The sequence below is a fragment of the Streptomyces sp. NPDC045431 genome (genome assembly GCF_040646655.1).
Taxonomy (GTDB): Bacteria; Actinomycetota; Actinomycetes; order Streptomycetales; family Streptomycetaceae; genus Streptomyces.
The window spans coordinates 281,664-299,972 of the sequence record NZ_JBEZAQ010000003.1 but is presented as its reverse complement, the minus strand read 5'-3'; the positions used below and the strand labels follow the sequence as shown (position 1 = coordinate 299,972).

The following is an 18,309-nucleotide window of genomic DNA, read 5'->3' as shown; positions in this document are numbered from 1 at the left end:
CGCCCTCAGGTCATATGCCGAGCCAAGCGTGGCACGCGGAAGGGTGCGTGCGCTGCGATTCCGGAAGTAACCGCAGGTAAGCCGCCTAGCGCTTGGCGACGAAGACGTGAGACGCGACGTCCGCGCCCAGCTCCGCGGCCTCGCCGCCGCTGCCGACCAGGACTCCGCCGGGGGACTCCGTCACGCTGACCACCGAGCCGGGCTGCACGCCCGCGCGGCGCAGCGTGTACATCAGCTGGGCGTCCGTCTGGATCGGCTCGCCGATCCGGCGCACCACCACGGTCTTGCCCTCCGCGCCCGCGTCGAGCTCGGCCAGAGACACCATGCCCTCGTCGAGGAACGCCTCCGCGCCGGCCTCCTCGCCCAGCTCCTCCAGGCCCGGGATCGGGTTGCCGTACGGCGACTCCGTGGGGTGGCGCAGCAGCTCCAGGACGCGGCGCTCGACGGCCTCGCTCATCACGTGCTCCCAGCGGCACGCCTCCGCGTGGACCTGCTCCCACTCCAGGCCGATCACGTCGACGAGCAGGCACTCGGCGAGCCGGTGCTTGCGCATCACGCGGGTGGCCAGGCGGCGGCCCTCCTCCGTGAGCTCCAGGTGGCGGTCACCGGCCACGGTGACCAGGCCGTCGCGCTCCATGCGCGCGACCGTCTGGCTGACGGTCGGCCCGCTCTGGTCGAGCCGCTCGGCGATGCGGGCGCGCATGGGCACCACACCTTCCTCCTCCAGCTCGAGGATGGTGCGGAGATACATCTCCGTGGTGTCGATCAGTCCGGACATACATGCCCCTCGATTCGTGCGCTGGCCCTGCCTCAATTCTGACGCATCGCACTGACAACCGTCTTCGGTAGGCGGGGAGCCGGTATTGACAGAGCAATGGTCCAGACCGCAACGTGAGCGCGGGACGACCGAGTGGCACGAGGAGAAGGGGCTCCGAGCCGTGGGCGAGAGCAAGCTGGCCGGCCGGTACTTCGACGCCGCGATCGACCTGCTGCGGCGGGTGCGGGACGAGGAGGCGGAGCACGTCGCCGCCGCCGGCGCCGCCATCGCCGACACCGTCGCCGCGGGGGGCCGCCTCTTCGCCTTCGGCGCCGGCCACTCCTCGCTGGCCGCCCAGGACGTGGTCTACCGGGCCGGCGGGCTCGCGCTGATGAACCTGCTCGCCGTGCCGGGCGTCGTCGGTGTCGACGTCATGCCCGCCACGCTCGGCTCCGCGCTGGAGCGCGTGGACGGTCTGGCGGGCGCGGTCCTGGACGCCTCACCGGCCCGCTCCGGCGACCTGCTGATCGTCGTCTCGCTCTCCGGCCGCAACGCCCTCCCCGTGGAGATGGCGATGAACGCGCGCGCCCTGGGCCTGAAGGTCATCGGTGTGACCTCGTTGGCGTACGCGGAGGAGACGAAGTCCCGGCACGTCTCGGGCACCTTCCTGAAGGACCACTGCGACATCGTGCTGGACTCCAAGATCGCGGTGGGCGACGCGGAGCTCACGCACGAGGGCGTGGAGGCGCCGTTCGCGCCGGCGTCCACGGTGGTCACCAGCGCGCTGATGCAGGCGGCGATGGCCGCGGCGGCCGAGGCCCTGGTGGCCCGCGGCATCGAGCCGCCGCTGCTCCGGTCGGGCAACGTCGACGGCGGGCACGAGTGGAACGGCCGCGTGATGAACGAGTACGCGGACCGGATCTTCTTCCGTCACTGAGCCTCCCGGCCCTCTCGACCCGCCCAGCCCTCCCGGCCCTCTCGACCCTCCCGGCCCTCCCGGCCCTCCCGGGCGAACGCGACCCGTACCGTCAGACCGCCCGACGGGGGCGGGTTCGGGGTGGCCGTGGCCGTCGCTCCGTGCGCGTGCGCGATCGACTCCACGATCGACAGGCCCAGGCCCGCGCCCTCGCCCCCGGAGTGGTGGAAGGGCTCGAAGAGGAGCGGGACCGCGTCCGGCGCGGCGGCGACGGGCGCGTACGCCGCCTCCGGCGGCCTGCCGTGGGTCGTCCCGCCCTGGGCGGTGGGCGGCGGCTTCGCCGCCACCCTGGCGATCGGCACGGTGGCCGGCCTCTACCCGGCGGTGCGGGCGGCCCGGCTGTCCCCGACGCTGGCGCTGCACGCGGCGTAGCCGCCGGGGCTCTCCGGCCGGGCCCTCCCCCGGGCCCGCCCCGGAGAGCCGCCTCAACCTCCCGGGCGTCCCCCCAGCGCCGACGCCAGGTCCACCGAGCCCGCCACGCGGACCGCCACGCTCTCCGCGTACGCCGCGTCCGGGCGTTCGAAGGCCGGTCTGGTCGCGCAGCGGAGGAAGGTCACCACACCCAGCGTGCGGCCCCGGCTGCGCAGGACCATGCAGAGGGCGTGAGCCGCGTCCCGGGGCCACTGGCGCTCCGCGGCCCAGGCCTCGGACGCGGCGCTCGCCCGTACCGAACCGGCGCGGTCCACCGCCTGGAGGGCCGGATGGCCGGGGCCGTACCGCACGGGAAGGCCCCCGCCCGCCACGCGGGCGACGGGACCGGGCGCGCCGGAGGGCGACGCCGCGGCGCGTACGAGGCCCTCGCCCCGCGCCGGGTCGGGGCCGACGAGGTCGAGCAGCACGTGGTCGGCGAATCCGGCGAGCGCGAAGTCCAGGTACACGGCCGCCGCCTGCATCGGGTCCTCGCACTCCGCCGCCGCGCCGCCCGCGCGGTGCAGCTGGCTGGAGCGGAACCGCAGCCGGTCGGCCTCCTGTGCCGCCAGCTTGTCCTCGGTCACGTCCTGGAACAGCCAGCCGACGCCCAGCGGTACCGGCTCCTCCGCGAGCGGGGACGCCAGCCGCAGGAAGCCGCTGCGCCAGCACCGTCGCCGCTCGCCCTCCGCCGTCCGCACCGTCACCCACAGCTCGGCGAGCCCCCGGGGCGCGCCCTGCGCCAGTACGTGCTGGAGCGCGCCCTCCAGCTCCTCCACGCCCTGCACCACCAGCTCGCCCAGCGGCCGCCCCAGCACCGCCGTGCGCCCGGCGCCCAGCGCCCGGGCGGCGTGCCCGTTGACCAGGGCCGGGCGCAGGTCGACGTCGACGAGCACGACACCCCAGGCGGCGTCCTCGAACAGCGCCTCGCTGAGCGCGATGGACCGCTCCAGGTCGATCTGCGCGTGCACATCGCTGAACGCGCAGTACACCCCCGCCGGCCGGCCGTCCGCGCCGCGCACACCGGCCGACTGCGTCCGTACAAGGACCCGCCCGCCGTCCTTGCGCAGCAGCGGGAACTCGTGCACCTGCCGACCGGCCGCCCGCATGACCCCGGCCAGCCGCTCCCACACCTCCGCGGCGTCCTCGGCCCGCGCGGCCCACCCGCCGAGCCCGGGCCGTCCGACGGCCTCCTCGGCGGTCCAGCCGAGGATCCGCTCGGCCTCGCGGTTCCAGTGGGTGATCACCCCGTCGGCGTCGAACGCACAGAGCGCCGCGTCCATCCCGTCCAGCAGCGCGGCGAGCAGCTCGTCCGATCCGCGCTCACCGGTCGCCGTCTCGCTCTTGGACGCAGTCATCCCGGCACCCCCTGCAGGACGTGTCCCAACCTGTTCTCCTGTACTCACCTGCGGTCATTGAACTGGAAGGTGACCCAGGACACAGCCCGTTCGCGAAAATGCGTTGTGCGGCCGCCGGACCGGTTCTTACTGTGTGGGCACACAGGAAAGGAGGTGATCCGGAAGTGGTTTCTTTTCGGATGCGTGAGGTGACTGCGGGCTGAGGCCTGTCGTCGCACTCTGTGCAAAAGCGGCAGGCCTCCTGCCGTAATCCCAAGCAGTCACCGGCCCGCGGGCTCGTCGGCACATCCGGCCGACCCCTCCGTCCAGGAGGGAACAGAGCCCGCGGGCTTCTGCGTTTCCCGGCCTCCGTCGTTTCCCTGGCTCCGTCTGAGTAGAAGCCGCACGCGGAGATGAGTACGCGGCCCGGTGTGGGCGGCCGGGCGCGGGCGGCAGCATGGCAGCCATGACGAACACGACCGCGGACACCGCCGGCTCCACAGCCGGCACCACCGGCACCACCGACCCCGCCGACCCCTTCGCCCCGTCCACGGGCGCCGTGCGCGTCTTCGCCGGAATCGGGCTCCTGCTCCTCGCCGTCGCCTTCGTCGCGACCCTCGTCATCGTCCTGAACCAGGCCTACAGCGGCGACGGCGGCAGTGGCCCGCTCATCGGAGCGGCGATGTGGTCGATGGGGCTGTCCGGCCTGGTGGGCCTGGCGGCGCTGTGCGCGCCGCGGGACACGCTGGACCACGCCGTACGCCGCGGGGCGGTGTTCGCGCAGTACGCGTTGGCCTTCGGCGGCCCGGTGCTGGCCGCGATCGACTTCGCCTGAGCGGCGCCCGCCCCGGTCGACGCGTCAGGGCGAGAGGCGCTCCACGCGCCAGGAGGCGTCCTGCCCGACGTAGCGCAGCCGGTCGTGCAGCCGGTTCTCGTGGCCCTGCCAGAACTCGACCGTCTCCGGGGCGATCCGGAAGCCGCCCCAGTGCGGCGGCACCGGCACCTGCTCGCCCTCCGGGTAGCGCGCCGCGAGCTCCTCGAAGCGGGCCAGCAGTTCCGCCCGCGAGGCGATCACGGACGACTGCTCGCTCGCCCAGGCGCTCAGTTGGGAGCCGTGCGGGCGGGTGCGGAAGTACGCGGCCGTCTCGTCGCGGCCCACGCGGGACGCCACGCCGGTGACGATGACCTGGCGGGCCACCGGGTGCCAGGGGAACAGCAGCGAGACGTACGGGTTGGTGTCGAGCTCCATGCCCTTGCGGGAGCCGTAGTTGGTGAAGAAGACGAAGCCCCGCTCGTCGTAGTGCTTGAGCAGCACCGTGCGCGACGAGGGGCGGCCGTCGGGCGAGGCCGTGGAGACGATCATGGCGTTCGGCTCGTGGATCACCCCGCTGCCGGCCACCTCCTTGAACCAGCGGTCGAACTGGTCCATCGGCTCGGCCGCGAGGTCCGACTCCAGGAACTGGGCGGTGCGGTACTGCTCGCGCATGTCGGCGGGATCGAGAGCTGCTGGGTCGAGAGCGTCTGTCACAGAGGCCATCCTGCCTCAGGGGGTGGCTCGTGGATCAGGCCGGGCCGACCAGTCTTCCCGGCACCCAGTGCCACTAATCCTTCCTTCCCGGTTCGGCGGAGTGTGCCGGATGTCACGCTTCCCCGCATCGGGGGAACCCGACAGACTCATGCGCTGGGTCACTGTTCCCTCCCTACGACGGTGCTGGATGACCACCTGCCGTACGGGGTATCACCGCACCCCCGGAAAACACACCGGAACTCTCACCGGAAGACTCACCTCACGAGGAGCCGCCTGATGTCCGACTTCGTACCCGGACTCGAAGGAGTCGTCGCGTTCGAGACGGAGATCGCCGAACCGGACAAGGAAGGCGGTGCGCTGCGCTACCGCGGCGTCGACATCGAGGAACTCGTCGGGTCCGTCTCGTTCGGCAACGTGTGGGGCCTGCTGGTCGACGGGGCGTTCAACCCCGGTCTGCCGCCGGCCGAGCCGTTCCCGATCCCGGTGCACTCCGGCGACATCCGTGTCGACGTGCAGTCGGCGCTCGCCATGCTCGCCCCGGTGTGGGGCCTGAAACCGCTCCTCGACATCGACGAGGAGCAGGCCCGCGACGACCTCGCGCGGGCGGCCGTCATGGCGCTGTCGTACGTCGCGCAGAGCGCGCGCGGGCAGGGCCTGCCGATGGTGCCGCAGAGCGAGATCGACAAGGCGCAGTCCGTCGTCGAGCGGTTCATGATCCGCTGGCGCGGCGAGCCGGACCCGAAGCACGTCAAGGCCGTCGACGCGTACTGGACGTCCGCCGCCGAGCACGGCATGAACGCCTCCACCTTCACGGCCCGCGTCATCGCCTCCACGGGCGCCGACGTGGCCGCGGCCCTCTCGGGCGCCGTCGGCGCCATGTCCGGGCCCCTGCACGGCGGGGCCCCGTCCCGCGTCCTCGGCATGATCGAGGAGATCGAGCGCACCGGTGACGCCGGCGCGTACGTCCGCCAGGCCCTCGACAAGGGCGAGCGCCTGATGGGCTTCGGCCACCGCGTCTACCGCGCCGAGGACCCGCGCGCCCGCGTCCTGCGCCGTACCGCCAAGGAGCTCGCCGCGCCGCGCTTCGAGGTGGCGGAGGCGCTGGAGAAGGCCGCCCTGGAGGAGCTGCACAACCGCCGCCCGGACCGGGTCCTGGCGACGAACGTGGAGTTCTGGGCGGCGATCGTGCTGGACTTCGCGGAGGTCCCGGCGCACATGTTCACCTCCATGTTCACCTGCGCCCGCACGGCCGGCTGGAGCGCCCACATCCTGGAGCAGAAGCGCACCGGCCGCCTGGTCCGCCCCTCCGCCCGCTACGTGGGCCCGGGCCCGCGCAGCCCGCGCGAGATCGCCGGTTTCGACGACATCACCGGCTGACGCCGGTACCGATACGGCGACGGCGCCGGCCCCCGCGCGGGGGCCGGCGCCGTTCGCGTACGTACGCGGGCTCAGAGGCTGATGAGCCGGACACGGTCACCGCAGAGGCGGGACATGTCGTCGATGTCCGACGTCATCATCATGACCGGGCCCGGCTGGCGCCGCGCCATCTCGGCGACCGTGGCGTCGATGGCGTACTTGTGGCCGTGCAGGCCGGTTTCCTTGAGCAGCCGGGCGGCGGCCTTGGCGGACTGCTCGGTGACGGGCTCGACCTTGCAGCGGGACAACAGCCACTGGAGGCGCGGGAGGTTCACACCGTCGTACATCACCTCGACGATGGTGTTGGCGCAGACCACGAGCCTGGCGCCCACGTCGTAGAAGACCTGGATCTTCGTCGTGACTTTCCGGTCCCGGGCGATCCAGGCCGACAGTCCCTCCGAGTCCAGGACGACGGAACTAACGTGGTCGCTCAAGCCGCCCTCGCAGAGTGGTGTCGGCGTCGGCATCGAGCTCCCCGAAGATCTCCGCGCGTGCCTCAGCGAGTTCCTCCTCGGTGAAGGCGCCGTACTCTTCCTGATAGAGCCGCAGCTCCTCACCCAGCAGGTCGTGCCTCACCCGTTCGGCCACGGCCTCCGCCACGAAACCGGACACGTTGTCCGTCGACTTCTTCAGTATCTCCACCAGGGCACTGGGGAGCGTCACGGTGATGCGTGTGGTCTCAGCCATGCGACAAGCCTACCGGAGGCGCGCATACCGCGATATGCACGATCGGGTGAACTCTCCCGTCAGCCCAGCACCTCGTCCAGCAGCTTCCCCCACTGCGCCACCACCCGGTCCCGTCGGGCCCGGTCGTCGGTCAGCAGGTTGGCGAGGCCGAGGCCGCGGGCCATGTCCAGGAAGCCCTGGACCGTCTCGCGGACGCCGGGGCGGGACTCGTCGGCGGCGAGAAGCTCGACCGCGATGCGGTGGGTCTCGCGGCCGACCTTGGCCTCCAGTTCGGTCACGCGGGCGCGCAGCTGCTCCTCGTTGGAGGCGGCCACCCACAGGTGCAGGGCCGCCCGGAACAGGGGGCCCGTGTAGAGGTCCACCAGGGCCGCGACGACCGCCGCGCGGCCCTGCACGGGCAGGGCGCGCAGGGCCTGGGAGCGCTCCTCGGCGACGTACTCGACGGCCGCCGTGAAGAGGTCCTCCCGGGTCGGGAAGTGGTGCTGGGCGGCGCCGCGCGAGACACCGGCGCGTTCGGCGACGACGGAGACGGTCGAGCCCGCCCAGCCGCGCTCGGCCAGGCAGGCCACGGCCGCCTCCAGGAGCCGCTGCCGGGTGGCCCGGCTGCGGTCCTGCTTCGGCGCCTTCGAAGCGTTCGGCGCCTTCGCGGCGGTGGTAGCGGTCGTACCGGTGGTCACAACACCCATGCAGCGTCCCGTCGCTCCAGGAAGGCCGTCATCCCCTCGCGGGCCTCCGCCGAGGCGAAGAGCGAGGCCGAGCGCTGGACGAGATCCTCCGCGTCGCGCTCGAAAGTTTCCAGCACCCTAGCCGTGACCAGCCGCTTGCTCTCCGCCAGCCCCTGCGGCGACGCCCGCCGCAGCCCGTCCAGCACGGGCGTGAGCGCGCGGTCCACGTCCTCCCCGACGACGGTCACCAGGCCGATCCGGGCCGCCTCCGCCGCGTCGAACCGCTCGCCCGTCAGGTAGTACCGGCTCGCGGCCGCCGGGTCGAGGCGCGGCAGCAGCGTCAGCGAGATGACGGCCGGCGCCACCCCGAGGCGGGCCTCCGTGAGCGCGAAGTCCGCCTCCGGCGCGGCCGCCACGATGTCGCACGCGCCCACCAGACCCAGCCCGCCGGCCCGTACGTGCCCGGTCACGCGCGCCACCACCGGCTTGGGCAGCTCCACGATCGCCCGCAGCAGCGCCACGAAGGTGTACGGGCTGGGCGGCGCCTTCAGGTCGGCGCCCGCGCTGAACGTCGGCCCCGCGTGCGTGAGCACCACCGCCCGGACCGCCGGGTCCTTGCCGCAGGCGTCCAGCGCCTCCGCCAGCTCGCCGACGACCCGCGCGGACAGCGCGTTGCGGTTGTCCGGGGAGTCCAGCGTCAGGGTGGTGATGCCGCGCTCGTGCGCGGTGGTGACGAGGCTCGTCATGCGCCCTCCCGTTCCCTCTCCCTCAGTTCCCGGCGGAGGATCTTCCCCGACGCCGCCCTCGGCACGCCCTCGATGAACTCGACCCGCCGGATCTTCTTGTACGGGGCGACCTTGCCGGCCACGAAGGCCATGACCTCGCCTGCCGTCGGTTCCGTGGCGCCCGGCCGCCGTACGACGTACGCCTTCGGCACCTCGTCGCCGTCCTCGTCGTACACGCCGATCACCGCCGCGTCCGCGATGCCCTCGTGCGTCAGCAGCAGCGCCTCCAGTTCGGCCGGCGCGACCTGGAAGCCCTTGTACTTGATCAGCTCCTTGACGCGGTCGACGACGTACAGCCAGCCGTCGGCGTCGACGCGCCCCACGTCGCCGGTGTGCAGCCATCCCTCCGCGTCGACCATCGCGGCCGTCGCGTCCGGACGGCCCAGGTAGCCCTTCATCACCTGCGGCCCCCGGATCCAGATCTCGCCCTCCTCCCCCGCGCCCAGGTCCTTGCCGGGGTCGTCGAGGGACACGATCCGCATCTCGGTGCTCGGCAGCAGCTTGCCGACGGCGCCCGGTGGGGCGTCGGGGGCCGTCAGCGGCACCACGTGCGTGGCGGGCGACAGCTCCGTCATGCCGTACGCCTGCCGTACGGGTGGCAGCCCGAGCCGCGCCGCGCAGGCCCGGGCGAGGTGCCCGTCGAGCGGGGCGGCGGCGCTGAGGACGTACTCCAGCGACGACAGGTCGTAGCGCGTGACCGCCGGGTGCCTGGCGAGCGCGAGGACCACCCGCGGGGCCACGTACAGGCCGTTGACGCGGTGCTTCTCGATCGTCCCGAGGAACTGCTCCAGATCGAAGCGCGGCAGCACGACCACGGTGGCGCCGTGCCGCAGCGGCGCGTTCATCAGCGCCGTCAGGCCGTAGATGTGGAAGAACGGCAGGACGGCGAGGATCCGGTGGCCGGGCCCCACCGGCACCAGCGGGTCCAGCTGCGCCAGGTTGGTGGCGATCGAGCGGTGGGTGAGCATGACGCCCTTGGGGACGCCGGTCGTGCCGGAGGAGTACGGCAGCACGGCGACGTCCTCGTCCGGGTCGATCGCGACGGACGGTTCCGGCGCCGTCGAGCCCAGCATGTCCAGGACGGAGCGGTGCCCTTCCGCCTGGTCGCAGACGAAGATCTCGCGGACGTCCGTTCCGCGCGCGGCGCGCCGGGCCGTCTCCAGGAGCGGCGAGACGGTGACGACCCAGCGGGCGCCGGAGTCCCGCAGCTGCTTGGCGACCTCCTCGGCCGTCGCCAGCGGGTGGAGGGTGGTGACGGACGCGCCGGCGCGCGTCGCCGCGTAGAAGACGGCCGGGTAGACGACGGTGTTCGGGCTGTGCAGCGCCAGCACGTCGCCCTTGCGTACGCCCGCCTCCGCGAGCGCGGCGGCGATGCGGCGGTGGTACGTGTCGAGCTGGGCGTACGTGACGGTCAGCTCGCCCGCGCCGTCGACGAGGGCGACGGTGTCGCCGTACGCGCGGGCGTTGTCCAGGACGGCGTCGTGGATGGGGAGGGACAGGGTCGGGACGTCCGCGTACTCGCTGTGGAACACCATCAACGGCTCCTGTCGGTACGGCGTCGGTGATCAGTACGACTTGGGCAGTCCGAGCGTCTGGTGGGACACGTAGTTCAGAATCATTTCCCGGCTGACGGGGGCTATCCGTGCCACACGTGAGGCGGTGATGAGCGAGGCGAGGCCGAACTCGCGTGTGAGGCCGTTTCCGCCGAGGGTGTGCACGGACTGGTCGACGGCCCGCACGCACGCCTCGGCCGCCGCGTACTTGGCCATGTTGGCGGCCTCGCCCGCGCCGATGTCGTCGCCCGCGTCGTACAGGTGGGCCGCACGCTGCATCATCAGGCGGGCCAGCTCCAGTTCGATGTGGACCTGGGCGAGGGGGTGCGCGATGGCCTGGTGGGCGCCGATGGGCGACTTCCACACCTGGCGCTCCTTGGCGTACGCGACGGCCCGCGCGACCGCATACCGGCCCATGCCGATGGCGAAGGCGGCCGTCATGATGCGCTCGGGGTTGAGCCCGGCGAAGAGCTGGAGCAATCCGGCGTCCTCGTCACCGACGAGCGCGTCCGCCGGGAGCCGTACGTCGTCCAGGGTCAGCTCGAACTGCTTCTCGTGGGCGTGCAGTTCCATGTCGATGGGGTGGCGGCCGAAGCCGGGGGTGTCGCGCGGGACGACGAACAGGCACGGCTTCAGGCTGCCCGTGCGGGCGTCCGCCGTGCGGCCCACGATCAGCGTCGCGTCGGCGATGTCGACACCGGAGATGAACACCTTGCGGCCGGTCAGCACCCAGTCGTCGCCGTCGCGGCGCGCGGTGGTGGTGATCCGGTGGGAGTTGGAGCCCGCGTCCGGCTCGGTGATGCCGAAGGCCATGGTGCGGCTGCCGTCGGCGAGGCCCGGCAGCCAGCGCCGCTTCTGCTCGTCGGTGCCGAAGCGGGCGATGACCGTGCCGCAGATCGCCGGGGACACCACCATCATCAGCAGCGGGCAGCCCGCCGCGCCCAGCTCCTCCAGGACGATGGACAGCTCGGCCATGCCACCGCCCCCGCCGCCGTACTCCTCGGGGAGGTTCACCCCGAGGTAGCCGAGCTTGCCGGCCTCCGCCCACAGGGCCTCGCGGTCGTGCTCGCGCCCGTGGCGCCGCCCGAGGGCGGCGACGGCGGCGCGCAGGGCCTGGTGCTCCTCGTTCTCGGTGACTCCGGTCATGCCTGTTCCTCCTGTACGTCCTGTACGACGGCGAGCAGGGCACCGACCTCGACCTGGTGGCCGAGGGCGGCGTGGAGCGCGGTGAGCGTGCCGGAGGCGGGAGCGGCGATCCTGTGCTCCATCTTCATGGCCTCCAGCCAGACGAGCGGCTGCCCCGCCTCGACCCGGTCCCCGGGCGCCACGTCGGCGACCCGGACGACGGTGCCGGGCATCGGCGCGAGCAGCGAGCCGGGCGCGGCGCGCTCGGCGGGGTCGGTGAAGCGGGGAGGTGCGGTGAGCCGGAACGGCCCCGCATACACGGTGCCGTCGCCGTACGCGGCGACCTCGAAGCGCCGGACGACGCCGGCCACGTCGAGGCGGACGTGGTCGGGCGACACGTCCACCACACGCGTGTGCGGGTGGGACTCGACGGTGAACCGGCCGTCACGGGTGGGGCGGTAGCGGATCTCGTGATCGCCGTAGCGGGCGGTCTGCGGCTGCGACGGCACGTTGCGGAAGGCGCCGAAGCGCCCGGAGTGGCGTGCGGCCTCCGCGAGGGCGGCGGCCACGGCCGCCTCGGCCTCCCCGGGCTCGGGGGCGGTGAGTCCGGGCAGGTGCCGCTCATAGAACCCGGTGTCGAGCCGCCCCGCCACGAAGTCCGGGTGCCGCAGCGACCGCACGAGCAGCTCCCGGTTGGTGGCGGGCCCGTGCACGCGGGCGCGCGCCAGGGCGTGGGCCAGCTTGCGGATCGCCTCCTGCCGGGTGGGCGCGTGGGCGATCACCTTGGCCAGCATGGCGTCGTAGTGGACGCCGACGGCGTCCCCGGCGGCGTATCCGGCGTCCACGCGGAGCCCGTCACCCGCCGGGAGGTCCAGCGCGTGCAAGGTGCCCGTCTGCGGGGCCCACGCGCGGGCCGGGTCCTCGGCGTAGAGGCGGGCCTCCACCGCGTGGCCCGAGGGGGTCGGCGGTTCGGGCGGAAGCGCTCCGCCCTCCGCGATCCGGAGCTGGAGGGCGACCAGGTCGAGGCCGAAGACGGCTTCCGTGACGGGGTGTTCGACCTGGAGGCGGGTGTTCATCTCCAGGAAGTACGCCCGGTCGCCGGAGACCAGGAACTCGACCGTGCCCGCGCCCACGTATCCCACCGCCCGTGCCGCCGCCACCGCCGAGGTGTGCAGCGTCTCGCGCAGGGCGGTGCTCAGGCCCGGCGCCGGGGCCTCCTCGACGACCTTCTGGTGCCGCCGCTGGAGCGAACAGTCGCGGGTGCCGAGCGCCCACACGGTGCCGTGGGTGTCGGCGAGGATCTGCACCTCGACGTGGCGGCCCCGCTCGACGTACGGCTCCGCGAACACCTCGCCGTCGCCGAACGCCGAACGGGCCTCGGCGGTGGCCGCCGCCAGCTCGCCGGGGAGCGCGGCCAGGTCCCGGACGACCCGCATGCCCCGGCCGCCGCCGCCCGCCGCCGCCTTGAGCAGGAGCGGCAGGTCCTCGGGGGTGGCCGTCGCCGGGTCGACGGGGTCCAGCAGCGGGACGTCCGCCGCCGCCATCAGCTCCTTCGCGCGCGTCTTGGACGCCATCGTCTCGATCGCCTTGGGCGGCGGGCCCACCCACGTGAGACCGGCGTCCAGCACCGCACGCGCGAAGTCGGCGTTCTCGGACAGGAAGCCGTACCCGGGGTGGACGGCGTCCGCGCCCGCCGCGAGGGCGGCCTTCACGATCAGGTCGCCGCGCAGGTAGGTGTCGGCGGGTGCCGCGCCCGGCAGCCGTACGGCCGTGTCGGCCTCCCGTACGTGCAGGGCGGACGCGTCCGGGTCCGCGTACACCGCCACCGTGTCGACGCCGAGCGAGCGGCAGGTGCGGAAGACGCGGCAGGCGATCTCCGCGCGGTTCGCCACAAGGACGGAAGTAATCATCAGGGCCTCACATCCGGAAGACGCCGAAGCCGCCGCGCGCGCCTTCGACCGGGGCGGTGTGGATCGCCGACAGGCACAGGCCGAGGACGGTGCGCGTGTCGCGCGGGTCGATGACCCCGTCGTCGTACAGCCGCCCCGACAGGAACAGCGGCAGCGACTCCGCCTCGATCTGCTGCTCCACCATGGCGCGCAGCGCGGCGTCGCCCTCGTCGTCGTACGGCTGCCCCTTGGCCGCCGCCGACGCGCGGGCGACGATCGACAGGACGCCGGCGAGCTGCTGCGGGCCCATGACGGCGGACTTGGCGCTGGGCCAGGCGAACAGGAAGCGGGGGTCGTAGGCGCGGCCGCACATGCCGTAGTGCCCGGCGCCGTACGAGGCGCCCATGAGCACGGAGAGGTGCGGGACGCGCGAGTTGGACACCGCGTTGATCATCATCGCGCCGTGCTTGATGATGCCGCCCTGCTCGTACTCCCTGCCGACCATGTAGCCGGTGGTGTTGTGCAGGAACAGCAGCGGGATGTCCCGCTGGTTGGCCAGCTGGATGAACTGGGCCGCCTTCTGGGACTCGGCGGAGAACAGCACGCCCTGGGCGTTGGCGAGGATGCCGACCGGATAGCCGTGCAGCGTGGCCCAGCCGGTGGTGAGCGAGGGCCCGTACAGCGGCTTGAACTCGTCGAAGTCGGAGCCGTCGACGATCCGGGCGATGACCTCGCGCGGGTCGAAGGGGGTCTTCAGGTCCCCCGGCACGATGCCGAGGAGCTCCTCCGAGTCGTACGTCGGCGGCTCGGCCGGGCCGGGATCGGGGTGCGCCTTGCGGTGGTTGAGGCGGGCGACGATCCGGCGGGCCTGGCGGAGGGCGTCCGGCTCGTCGACGGCGTAGTGGTCGGCGAGGCCCGACACGCGGGCGTGCATCTCGGCGCCGCCGAGGGACTCGTCGTCGCTCTCCTCGCCGGTGGCCATCTTCACCAGCGGCGGCCCGCCGAGGAAGACCTTCGACCGCTCCTTGATCATGACGGTGTGGTCGGACATGCCGGGCACGTAGGCGCCGCCCGCCGTCGAGTTGCCGAAGACGACGGCGACGGTCGGGATCCCGGCGGCGGACAGGCGCGTGATGTCCCGGAAGAGCGCCCCGCCCGGGATGAAGATCTCCTTCTGGGAGGGCAGGTCGGCGCCGCCGGACTCGACGAGCGCGATGCACGGCAGCCGGTTGGCGTACGCGATCTCGTTGGCGCGCAGGGCCTTCTTCAGCGTCCAGGGGTTGGACGCGCCGCCGCGCACGGTCGGGTCGTTGGCGGTGATCAGGCACTCGACGCCCTCGACGACGCCGATGCCGGTGACGATCGACGCGCCGACGGTGTGGTCGCTGCCCCAGGCGGCGAGCGGCGACAGTTCGAGGAACGGCGCCCCGGGGTCGAGGAGCAGCTCGATCCGCTCGCGGGCGAGCAGCTTGCCCCGCGCGCGGTGGCGTTCGACGTACTTGGGTCCGCCGCCCGCCAGTGCCTTGGCGTGCTCGGCGTCGAGTTCGGCCAGCTTGGCGAGCATGGCCTCGCGGTGCGCAGCGTAGTCGGGCCCGGCGGTGTCCAGGCGCGAGGGGAGCACGGTCACAGCAGGGCCTCCGGGATGTCGAGGTGGCGGGCGCGCAGCCATTCGCCGAGGCCCTTGGCCTGGGGGTCGAAGCGGGCCTGGGCGGCGACGCCCTCGCCCAGCAGGCCGGTGACGACGAAGTTCAGCGCGCGCAGGTTCGGCAGGACGTGCCGTACGACGGGTAGGTCGCGTGCCTCCGGGATCAGGTCGCGGAACCGGTCGGCGGTCAGCTCGTGGGCGAGCCAGCGCCACGCCTCGTCCGTCGGCGCCCAGACGCCCACGTTGGCGTCGCCGCCCTTGTCGCCGCTGCGGGCCCCGGCGACCAGCCCGAGCGGCGCGCGCCGTACGGGCCCGGGCGGCAGGGGCTCGGGGAGGGGCGGTTCCGGGACGGGCTCCAGGGGATGGGTGCGTACGGGGGCCGGGACGACCTCGTGGTGCCCGTCCGGCAGCACGGCGGTGTGCGGGACCGTGCCCGCGTCGACGTACTCCGCCTCGAAGACGCCGTACGGGGTGCCCTTGCCGGGGGGCGCGGTCACGTGGAAGCCGGGGTAGCTGCCGAGCGCCAGCTCGACCGCCGCGCCGCTGACCGCCCGTCCCACGACGTCGGGGTCGCGGTCGCGGACGACGAGCCGCAGCAGGGCGCTGGCCGTCTCCTCGGTGTCGGCGTCCTCCCGGTCGGTCCGGGCCAGCTCCCAGCGCACCTCGGCCGGTTTCACGGGGAGCGCGTCCTCGACCTGGGCGCGCACGAGCCGGGCCTTGGCCTCGATGTCGAGGCCCGTGAGCACGAACACGACCTCGTTGCGCCAGCCGCCGAGCCGGTTCAGTCCGACCTTGAGCGCCGGAGGCGGCGGCTCGCCCCGTACGCCGGAGATCCGGACCCGGTCCGGTCCGTCCGGCGCGAGGTGCGCGGTGTCCAGCCGGGCCGTCACGTCGGGGCCCGCGTACCGGGCGCCCGCCGTCTCGTAGAGCAGCTGCGCGGTGACGGTGCCGACGTCCACGAAGCCGCCCGTGCCGTCGTGCTTGGTGATGACGGCGGTGCCGTCCTCGTGGAGCTCGGCGAGGGGGAACCCGGGGTGCCGTACGTCATGGTGGGCGAAGAAGGCGTAGTTGCCGCCCGTCGCCTGGGTCCCGCACTCCAGGACGTGCCCGGCGATCACCGCGCCCGCGAGCCGGTCGTAGTCCTCGGGGCCCCAGCCGAACCACCAGGCGGCGGGTCCGCTGACAAGCGCCGCGTCCGTGACCCGGCCGGTCACGACGACGTCCGCGCCGCCGCGCAGGCAGGCGGCGATGCCGCCCCCGCCGAGGTACGCGTGCGCCGCGAGGACGCCGTCGCGCGGCGCGGGCAGCCGGTCGCCCTCGACGTGCGCGACCCGCACCCCGGGCAGGCCGAGCCGGGCGGCGAGGGCGCGCAGGGCGTCGGCGAGGGACGCCGGGTTGAGGCCGCCGGCGTTGGTCACGATCTTCACGCCGCGCTCGTGGGCGAGGCCGAGGCCCTCCTCCATCTGGCGCAGGAAGGTCTTGGCGTATCCGAGCGCCGGGTCCTTCATGCGGTCGCGGGCGAGGATGAGCATGGTCAGCTCGGCGAGGTAGTCGCCGGTGAGGACGTCCAGCTCGCCGCCGGTGAGCATCTCGCGTACGGCGTCGAAGCGGTCGCCGTAGAAGCCGGAGGCGTTGCCGATCCGCAGCACGCTCACTGGGAGGCTCCCTTGGCGGCGCGGCCGGGTCCCGCCGGTCCGGCGAAGGCCTGCGCGATGTCGAGCCAGCGGTCGGCCTCGGCGCCCTCGGCTCGTACGGCCACGTCGTCGCGGTGGGCCCGCTGGGTGACCAGCAGGCAGAAGTCCAGGGCGGGCCCGGTCACACGCTGGCCGGCGTCCTCGGGCCCGTACGTCCACAGCTCCGTGCCGTCCGGTGCGGTGAGCTCCACCCGGAAGGGCCCGGCGGGCGGGGTCAGGCCGCGGACGGCGTAGGCGTAGTCCCGGGCGCGCACGCCGATCCAGGCGACGTGCCGGAGGCGCGCGGTCGGTTCCCGTACGGCTCCGAGGGCGTCGGCGACGTCCTGGCCGTGCGCCCAGGTCTCCATCAGGCGGGCGGTGGCCATGGACCCGGCGCTCATGGGCGGCCCGTACCAGGGGAAGCGGGCGCCGGGGGGCGCGGCGCGCAGGGCGTGCTGGAGGCGCTCGCGCCCCTCGCGCCAGCGGGCCAGCAGCTCGTGCGGGGGCCCGGCCGCCCCCTCCTCCGCCCCCTGGTCGACGAAGGTGTCGGGCGCCTTCGCCGCCTCGGCGGTGTGCGCCGCGAAGGCCTCCGGGGCGGTGACGGCGAGCAGCGCCGCGGCGTCGGTCCACGCGAGGTGGGCGATCTGGTGGGCGATGGTCCAGCGGGGCGCGGGGGTGGGCGCTGCCCACCGGTCCGGTTCCAGGGGCGCGACCAGCCGGTCGAGCTCCTCGCTCTCGTCACGCAGGTCGTCCAGCAAGGCGTGGGACACGGGGCGCTCCCTCCGGGACACGGGCACGGAAAACGCGGTGCGTGCCCCGGAGCATGACAGCGCCCGGAGAAACAAGCAAGCGTGCTTGCTTTACTTTCTCGCGCTACTTCTTCGCCGCCCGCGAGCGGACCGACCCGATGCTCGCCGCGATGACGAGCGCGATGGCCAGCGCGTCGACGAGCGACATCGCCTGGCTCAGCACCAGGAACCCGGCGGTGGCGGCGATCGCCGGCTCCAGGCTCATCAGGATCGCGAAGGTCGGCGCGGGCAGGCGGCGCAGCGCCAGCAGTTCGAGGGTGTACGGCAGGACGGACGACATCAGCGCGACGGCGAGGCCCAGGCCGATGGTCGACGGCACAAGGAGCTTGCTCCCGGCCTCGGCGATGCCCAGCGGCAGCGTCAGCACCGCCCCCACGGCCATGGCCAGCGCCAGCCCGTCGGCCTGCGGGAAGCGCCGCCCGGTGCGCGCGCTGAAGAGGATGTACGCGGCCCACATGGCGCCCGCCGCCAGCGCGAACACCGCGCCCAGCGGGTCCAGCCGGTCGAAGCCGCCCCCGCTCAGCAGGACCACCCCGGCCAGCGCGAGCCCGGCCCACACGACGTTCACCAGCCGCCGCGAGGCGACCACCGACAGCACGAGCGGCCCGAGCACCTCCAGGGTGACGGCGGCGCCGAGCGGGATGCGGTCGATGGACAGGTAGAAGAGGACGTTCATCGCGGCCATGGCGGCGCCGAAGGCGACGACCGTGCCCCAGTCGGCGCGCCGGTACCCGCGCAGCCGGGGCCGGCAGACGAGCAGCAGCACGACGGCGGAGAGCAGCAGCCGCAGCGTGACGACCCCGATCGCCCCGGCCCGCGGCATGAGCAGCACGGCGACGGCCGCCCCGAACTGCACGGACAGCCCACCGGCCACCACCAACGCGACCGGCCCGAGCGCGCCGCGCCTCCCGGACCCCCCTTCGGGGTGCGCGGCGGAGACCTCGGGGAGCGCGACGGCGGACGCGTCGGCGACCGCCACGTCCGGGCGTGCGGTGTCGTTCACCGGGAGAACCTCGACTTCTTTCTCTTCGACAAGTGCATCAGGGTGCACCCCCA

17 protein-coding genes and 2 pseudogenes are annotated in these 18,309 nt (G+C 73.7%); 4 read left to right on the top strand and 15 right to left on the bottom strand.

Annotated elements, in window-relative coordinates; all coding sequences use genetic code 11:
- Positions 1–85 precede the first annotated feature (85 nt).
- The gene (locus AB0A69_RS09950; protein WP_355355346.1) at positions 86–778 is read right to left on the bottom strand and encodes a metal-dependent transcriptional regulator; all 693 of its coding nucleotides are present in this window, start codon (positions 776–778) and stop codon (positions 86–88) included.
- A gap of 160 nt (positions 779–938) precedes the next feature.
- Between AB0A69_RS09950 and AB0A69_RS09945 the strand changes: the two genes are divergently transcribed.
- Positions 939–1,694: an SIS domain-containing protein gene (locus tag AB0A69_RS09945; protein ID WP_361417735.1), complete on the top strand. Its 756-nt coding sequence runs from the start codon at positions 939–941 to the stop codon at positions 1,692–1,694.
- A gap of 80 nt (positions 1,695–1,774) precedes the next feature.
- Here AB0A69_RS09945 and AB0A69_RS09940 read toward each other — a convergent pair.
- Positions 1,775–1,924, bottom strand: a pseudogene (locus AB0A69_RS09940) (ATP-binding protein); the annotation flags it as partial.
- Here AB0A69_RS09940 and AB0A69_RS09935 point away from each other — a divergent pair.
- Positions 1,917–2,105: pseudogene (locus AB0A69_RS09935) on the top strand (ABC transporter permease); the annotation flags it as partial. The pseudogenes AB0A69_RS09940 and AB0A69_RS09935 sit on opposite strands and share 8 nt — an antisense overlap.
- A gap of 53 nt (positions 2,106–2,158) precedes the next feature.
- Here the strand turns inward: AB0A69_RS09935 and AB0A69_RS09930 are convergent.
- On the bottom strand, positions 2,159–3,499 hold the full coding sequence (locus tag AB0A69_RS09930; protein ID WP_361417732.1) for a PAS domain-containing protein: 1,341 nt from the start codon (positions 3,497–3,499) through the stop codon (positions 2,159–2,161).
- 445 nt (positions 3,500–3,944) lie between these two features.
- On the opposite strand from AB0A69_RS09930, the gene AB0A69_RS09925 reads away from it, so the two are divergent.
- A complete protein-coding gene (locus AB0A69_RS09925) occupies positions 3,945–4,313 on the top strand; it encodes a hypothetical protein (RefSeq protein ID WP_361417729.1) in 369 nt (122 codons plus the stop codon).
- 24 nt (positions 4,314–4,337) lie between these two features.
- Here the strand turns inward: AB0A69_RS09925 and pdxH are convergent, their stop codons facing one another.
- Positions 4,338–5,015 (bottom strand): pyridoxamine 5'-phosphate oxidase, encoded by a 678-nt coding sequence (gene pdxH, locus AB0A69_RS09920; RefSeq protein WP_361417726.1) that lies wholly within the window; start codon positions 5,013–5,015, stop codon positions 4,338–4,340.
- A gap of 267 nt (positions 5,016–5,282) precedes the next feature.
- Here pdxH and AB0A69_RS09915 point away from each other — a divergent pair, with 267 nt between their 5' ends.
- Entirely contained in the window at positions 5,283–6,383 is a 1,101-nt protein-coding gene (locus AB0A69_RS09915) for a citrate synthase 2 (protein WP_361417723.1), read from the top strand.
- 71 nt (positions 6,384–6,454) lie between these two features.
- On the opposite strand, the gene AB0A69_RS09910 is transcribed toward AB0A69_RS09915, so the two are convergent.
- From AB0A69_RS09910 to AB0A69_RS09860, 11 genes are all read right to left on the bottom strand, one after another.
- The gene (locus tag AB0A69_RS09910; protein ID WP_361417720.1) at positions 6,455–6,856 is read right to left on the bottom strand and encodes a PIN domain-containing protein; all 402 of its coding nucleotides are present in this window, start codon (positions 6,854–6,856) and stop codon (positions 6,455–6,457) included.
- A complete protein-coding gene (locus AB0A69_RS09905) occupies positions 6,840–7,109 on the bottom strand; it encodes a hypothetical protein (RefSeq protein WP_361417717.1) in 270 nt (89 codons plus the stop codon). Before AB0A69_RS09905 ends, AB0A69_RS09910 begins: the two co-directional genes overlap by 17 nt.
- A gap of 59 nt (positions 7,110–7,168) precedes the next feature.
- On the bottom strand, positions 7,169–7,795 hold the full coding sequence (locus tag AB0A69_RS09900) for a TetR/AcrR family transcriptional regulator (RefSeq protein ID WP_361417714.1): 627 nt from the start codon (positions 7,793–7,795) through the stop codon (positions 7,169–7,171).
- Entirely contained in the window at positions 7,783–8,520 is a 738-nt protein-coding gene (locus tag AB0A69_RS09895; protein WP_361417711.1) for an enoyl-CoA hydratase family protein, read from the bottom strand. Before AB0A69_RS09895 ends, AB0A69_RS09900 begins: the two co-directional genes overlap by 13 nt.
- Positions 8,517–10,094 (bottom strand): 4-coumarate--CoA ligase family protein, encoded by a 1,578-nt coding sequence (locus tag AB0A69_RS09890; RefSeq protein ID WP_361417708.1) that lies wholly within the window; start codon positions 10,092–10,094, stop codon positions 8,517–8,519. Before AB0A69_RS09890 ends, AB0A69_RS09895 begins: the two co-directional genes overlap by 4 nt.
- Before the next feature lie 30 nt (positions 10,095–10,124).
- The gene (locus AB0A69_RS09885) at positions 10,125–11,258 is read right to left on the bottom strand and encodes an acyl-CoA dehydrogenase family protein (protein ID WP_361417705.1); all 1,134 of its coding nucleotides are present in this window, start codon (positions 11,256–11,258) and stop codon (positions 10,125–10,127) included.
- Complete coding sequence (locus AB0A69_RS09880) at positions 11,255–13,147, bottom strand: biotin carboxylase N-terminal domain-containing protein (protein WP_361417702.1); 1,893 nt, start codon at positions 13,145–13,147, stop codon at positions 11,255–11,257. The genes AB0A69_RS09885 and AB0A69_RS09880 overlap by 4 nt, the downstream gene beginning before the upstream one ends.
- A 7-nt stretch (positions 13,148–13,154) precedes the next feature.
- Positions 13,155–14,753, bottom strand: coding sequence for a carboxyl transferase domain-containing protein (locus tag AB0A69_RS09875; RefSeq protein ID WP_361417699.1), 1,599 nt, complete (start codon positions 14,751–14,753; stop codon positions 13,155–13,157).
- Positions 14,750–16,426, bottom strand: a complete 1,677-nt coding sequence (locus AB0A69_RS09870; protein ID WP_361417696.1) for an acyclic terpene utilization AtuA family protein — start codon at positions 16,424–16,426, stop codon at positions 14,750–14,752. The genes AB0A69_RS09875 and AB0A69_RS09870 overlap by 4 nt, the downstream gene beginning before the upstream one ends.
- On the bottom strand, positions 16,423–17,214 hold the full coding sequence (locus AB0A69_RS09865; protein ID WP_361417693.1) for a TIGR03084 family metal-binding protein: 792 nt from the start codon (positions 17,212–17,214) through the stop codon (positions 16,423–16,425). The genes AB0A69_RS09870 and AB0A69_RS09865 overlap by 4 nt, the downstream gene beginning before the upstream one ends.
- 103 nt (positions 17,215–17,317) lie before the next feature.
- A complete protein-coding gene (locus AB0A69_RS09860; RefSeq protein WP_361417690.1) occupies positions 17,318–18,256 on the bottom strand; it encodes an EamA family transporter in 939 nt (312 codons plus the stop codon).
- Positions 18,257–18,309: the final 53 nt, after the last annotated feature.

What these genes read in the sequence shown, in the direction of transcription:
- AB0A69_RS09925 (WP_361417729.1), top strand. Translation starts at nt 3,945, where the DNA reads ATGACGAACACGACCGCGGACACCGCCGGCTCCACAGCCGGCACCACC.
- AB0A69_RS09915 (WP_361417723.1), top strand. Translation starts at nt 5,283, where the DNA reads ATGTCCGACTTCGTACCCGGACTCGAAGGAGTCGTCGCGTTCGAGACG.
- AB0A69_RS09885 (WP_361417705.1), bottom strand. Translation starts at nt 11,258, where the DNA reads ATGACCGGAGTCACCGAGAACGAGGAGCACCAGGCCCTGCGCGCCGCC.
- AB0A69_RS09890 (WP_361417708.1), bottom strand. Translation starts at nt 10,094, where the DNA reads ATGGTGTTCCACAGCGAGTACGCGGACGTCCCGACCCTGTCCCTCCCC.
- AB0A69_RS09950 (WP_355355346.1), bottom strand. Translation starts at nt 778, where the DNA reads ATGTCCGGACTGATCGACACCACGGAGATGTATCTCCGCACCATCCTC.
- pdxH (WP_361417726.1), bottom strand. Translation starts at nt 5,015, where the DNA reads ATGGCCTCTGTGACAGACGCTCTCGACCCAGCAGCTCTCGATCCCGCC.
- AB0A69_RS09880 (WP_361417702.1), bottom strand. Translation starts at nt 13,147, where the DNA reads ATGATTACTTCCGTCCTTGTGGCGAACCGCGCGGAGATCGCCTGCCGC.
- AB0A69_RS09905 (WP_361417717.1), bottom strand. Translation starts at nt 7,109, where the DNA reads ATGGCTGAGACCACACGCATCACCGTGACGCTCCCCAGTGCCCTGGTG.
- AB0A69_RS09895 (WP_361417711.1), bottom strand. Translation starts at nt 8,520, where the DNA reads ATGACGAGCCTCGTCACCACCGCGCACGAGCGCGGCATCACCACCCTG.
- AB0A69_RS09930 (WP_361417732.1), bottom strand. Translation starts at nt 3,499, where the DNA reads ATGACTGCGTCCAAGAGCGAGACGGCGACCGGTGAGCGCGGATCGGAC.
- AB0A69_RS09900 (WP_361417714.1), bottom strand. Translation starts at nt 7,795, where the DNA reads ATGGGTGTTGTGACCACCGGTACGACCGCTACCACCGCCGCGAAGGCG.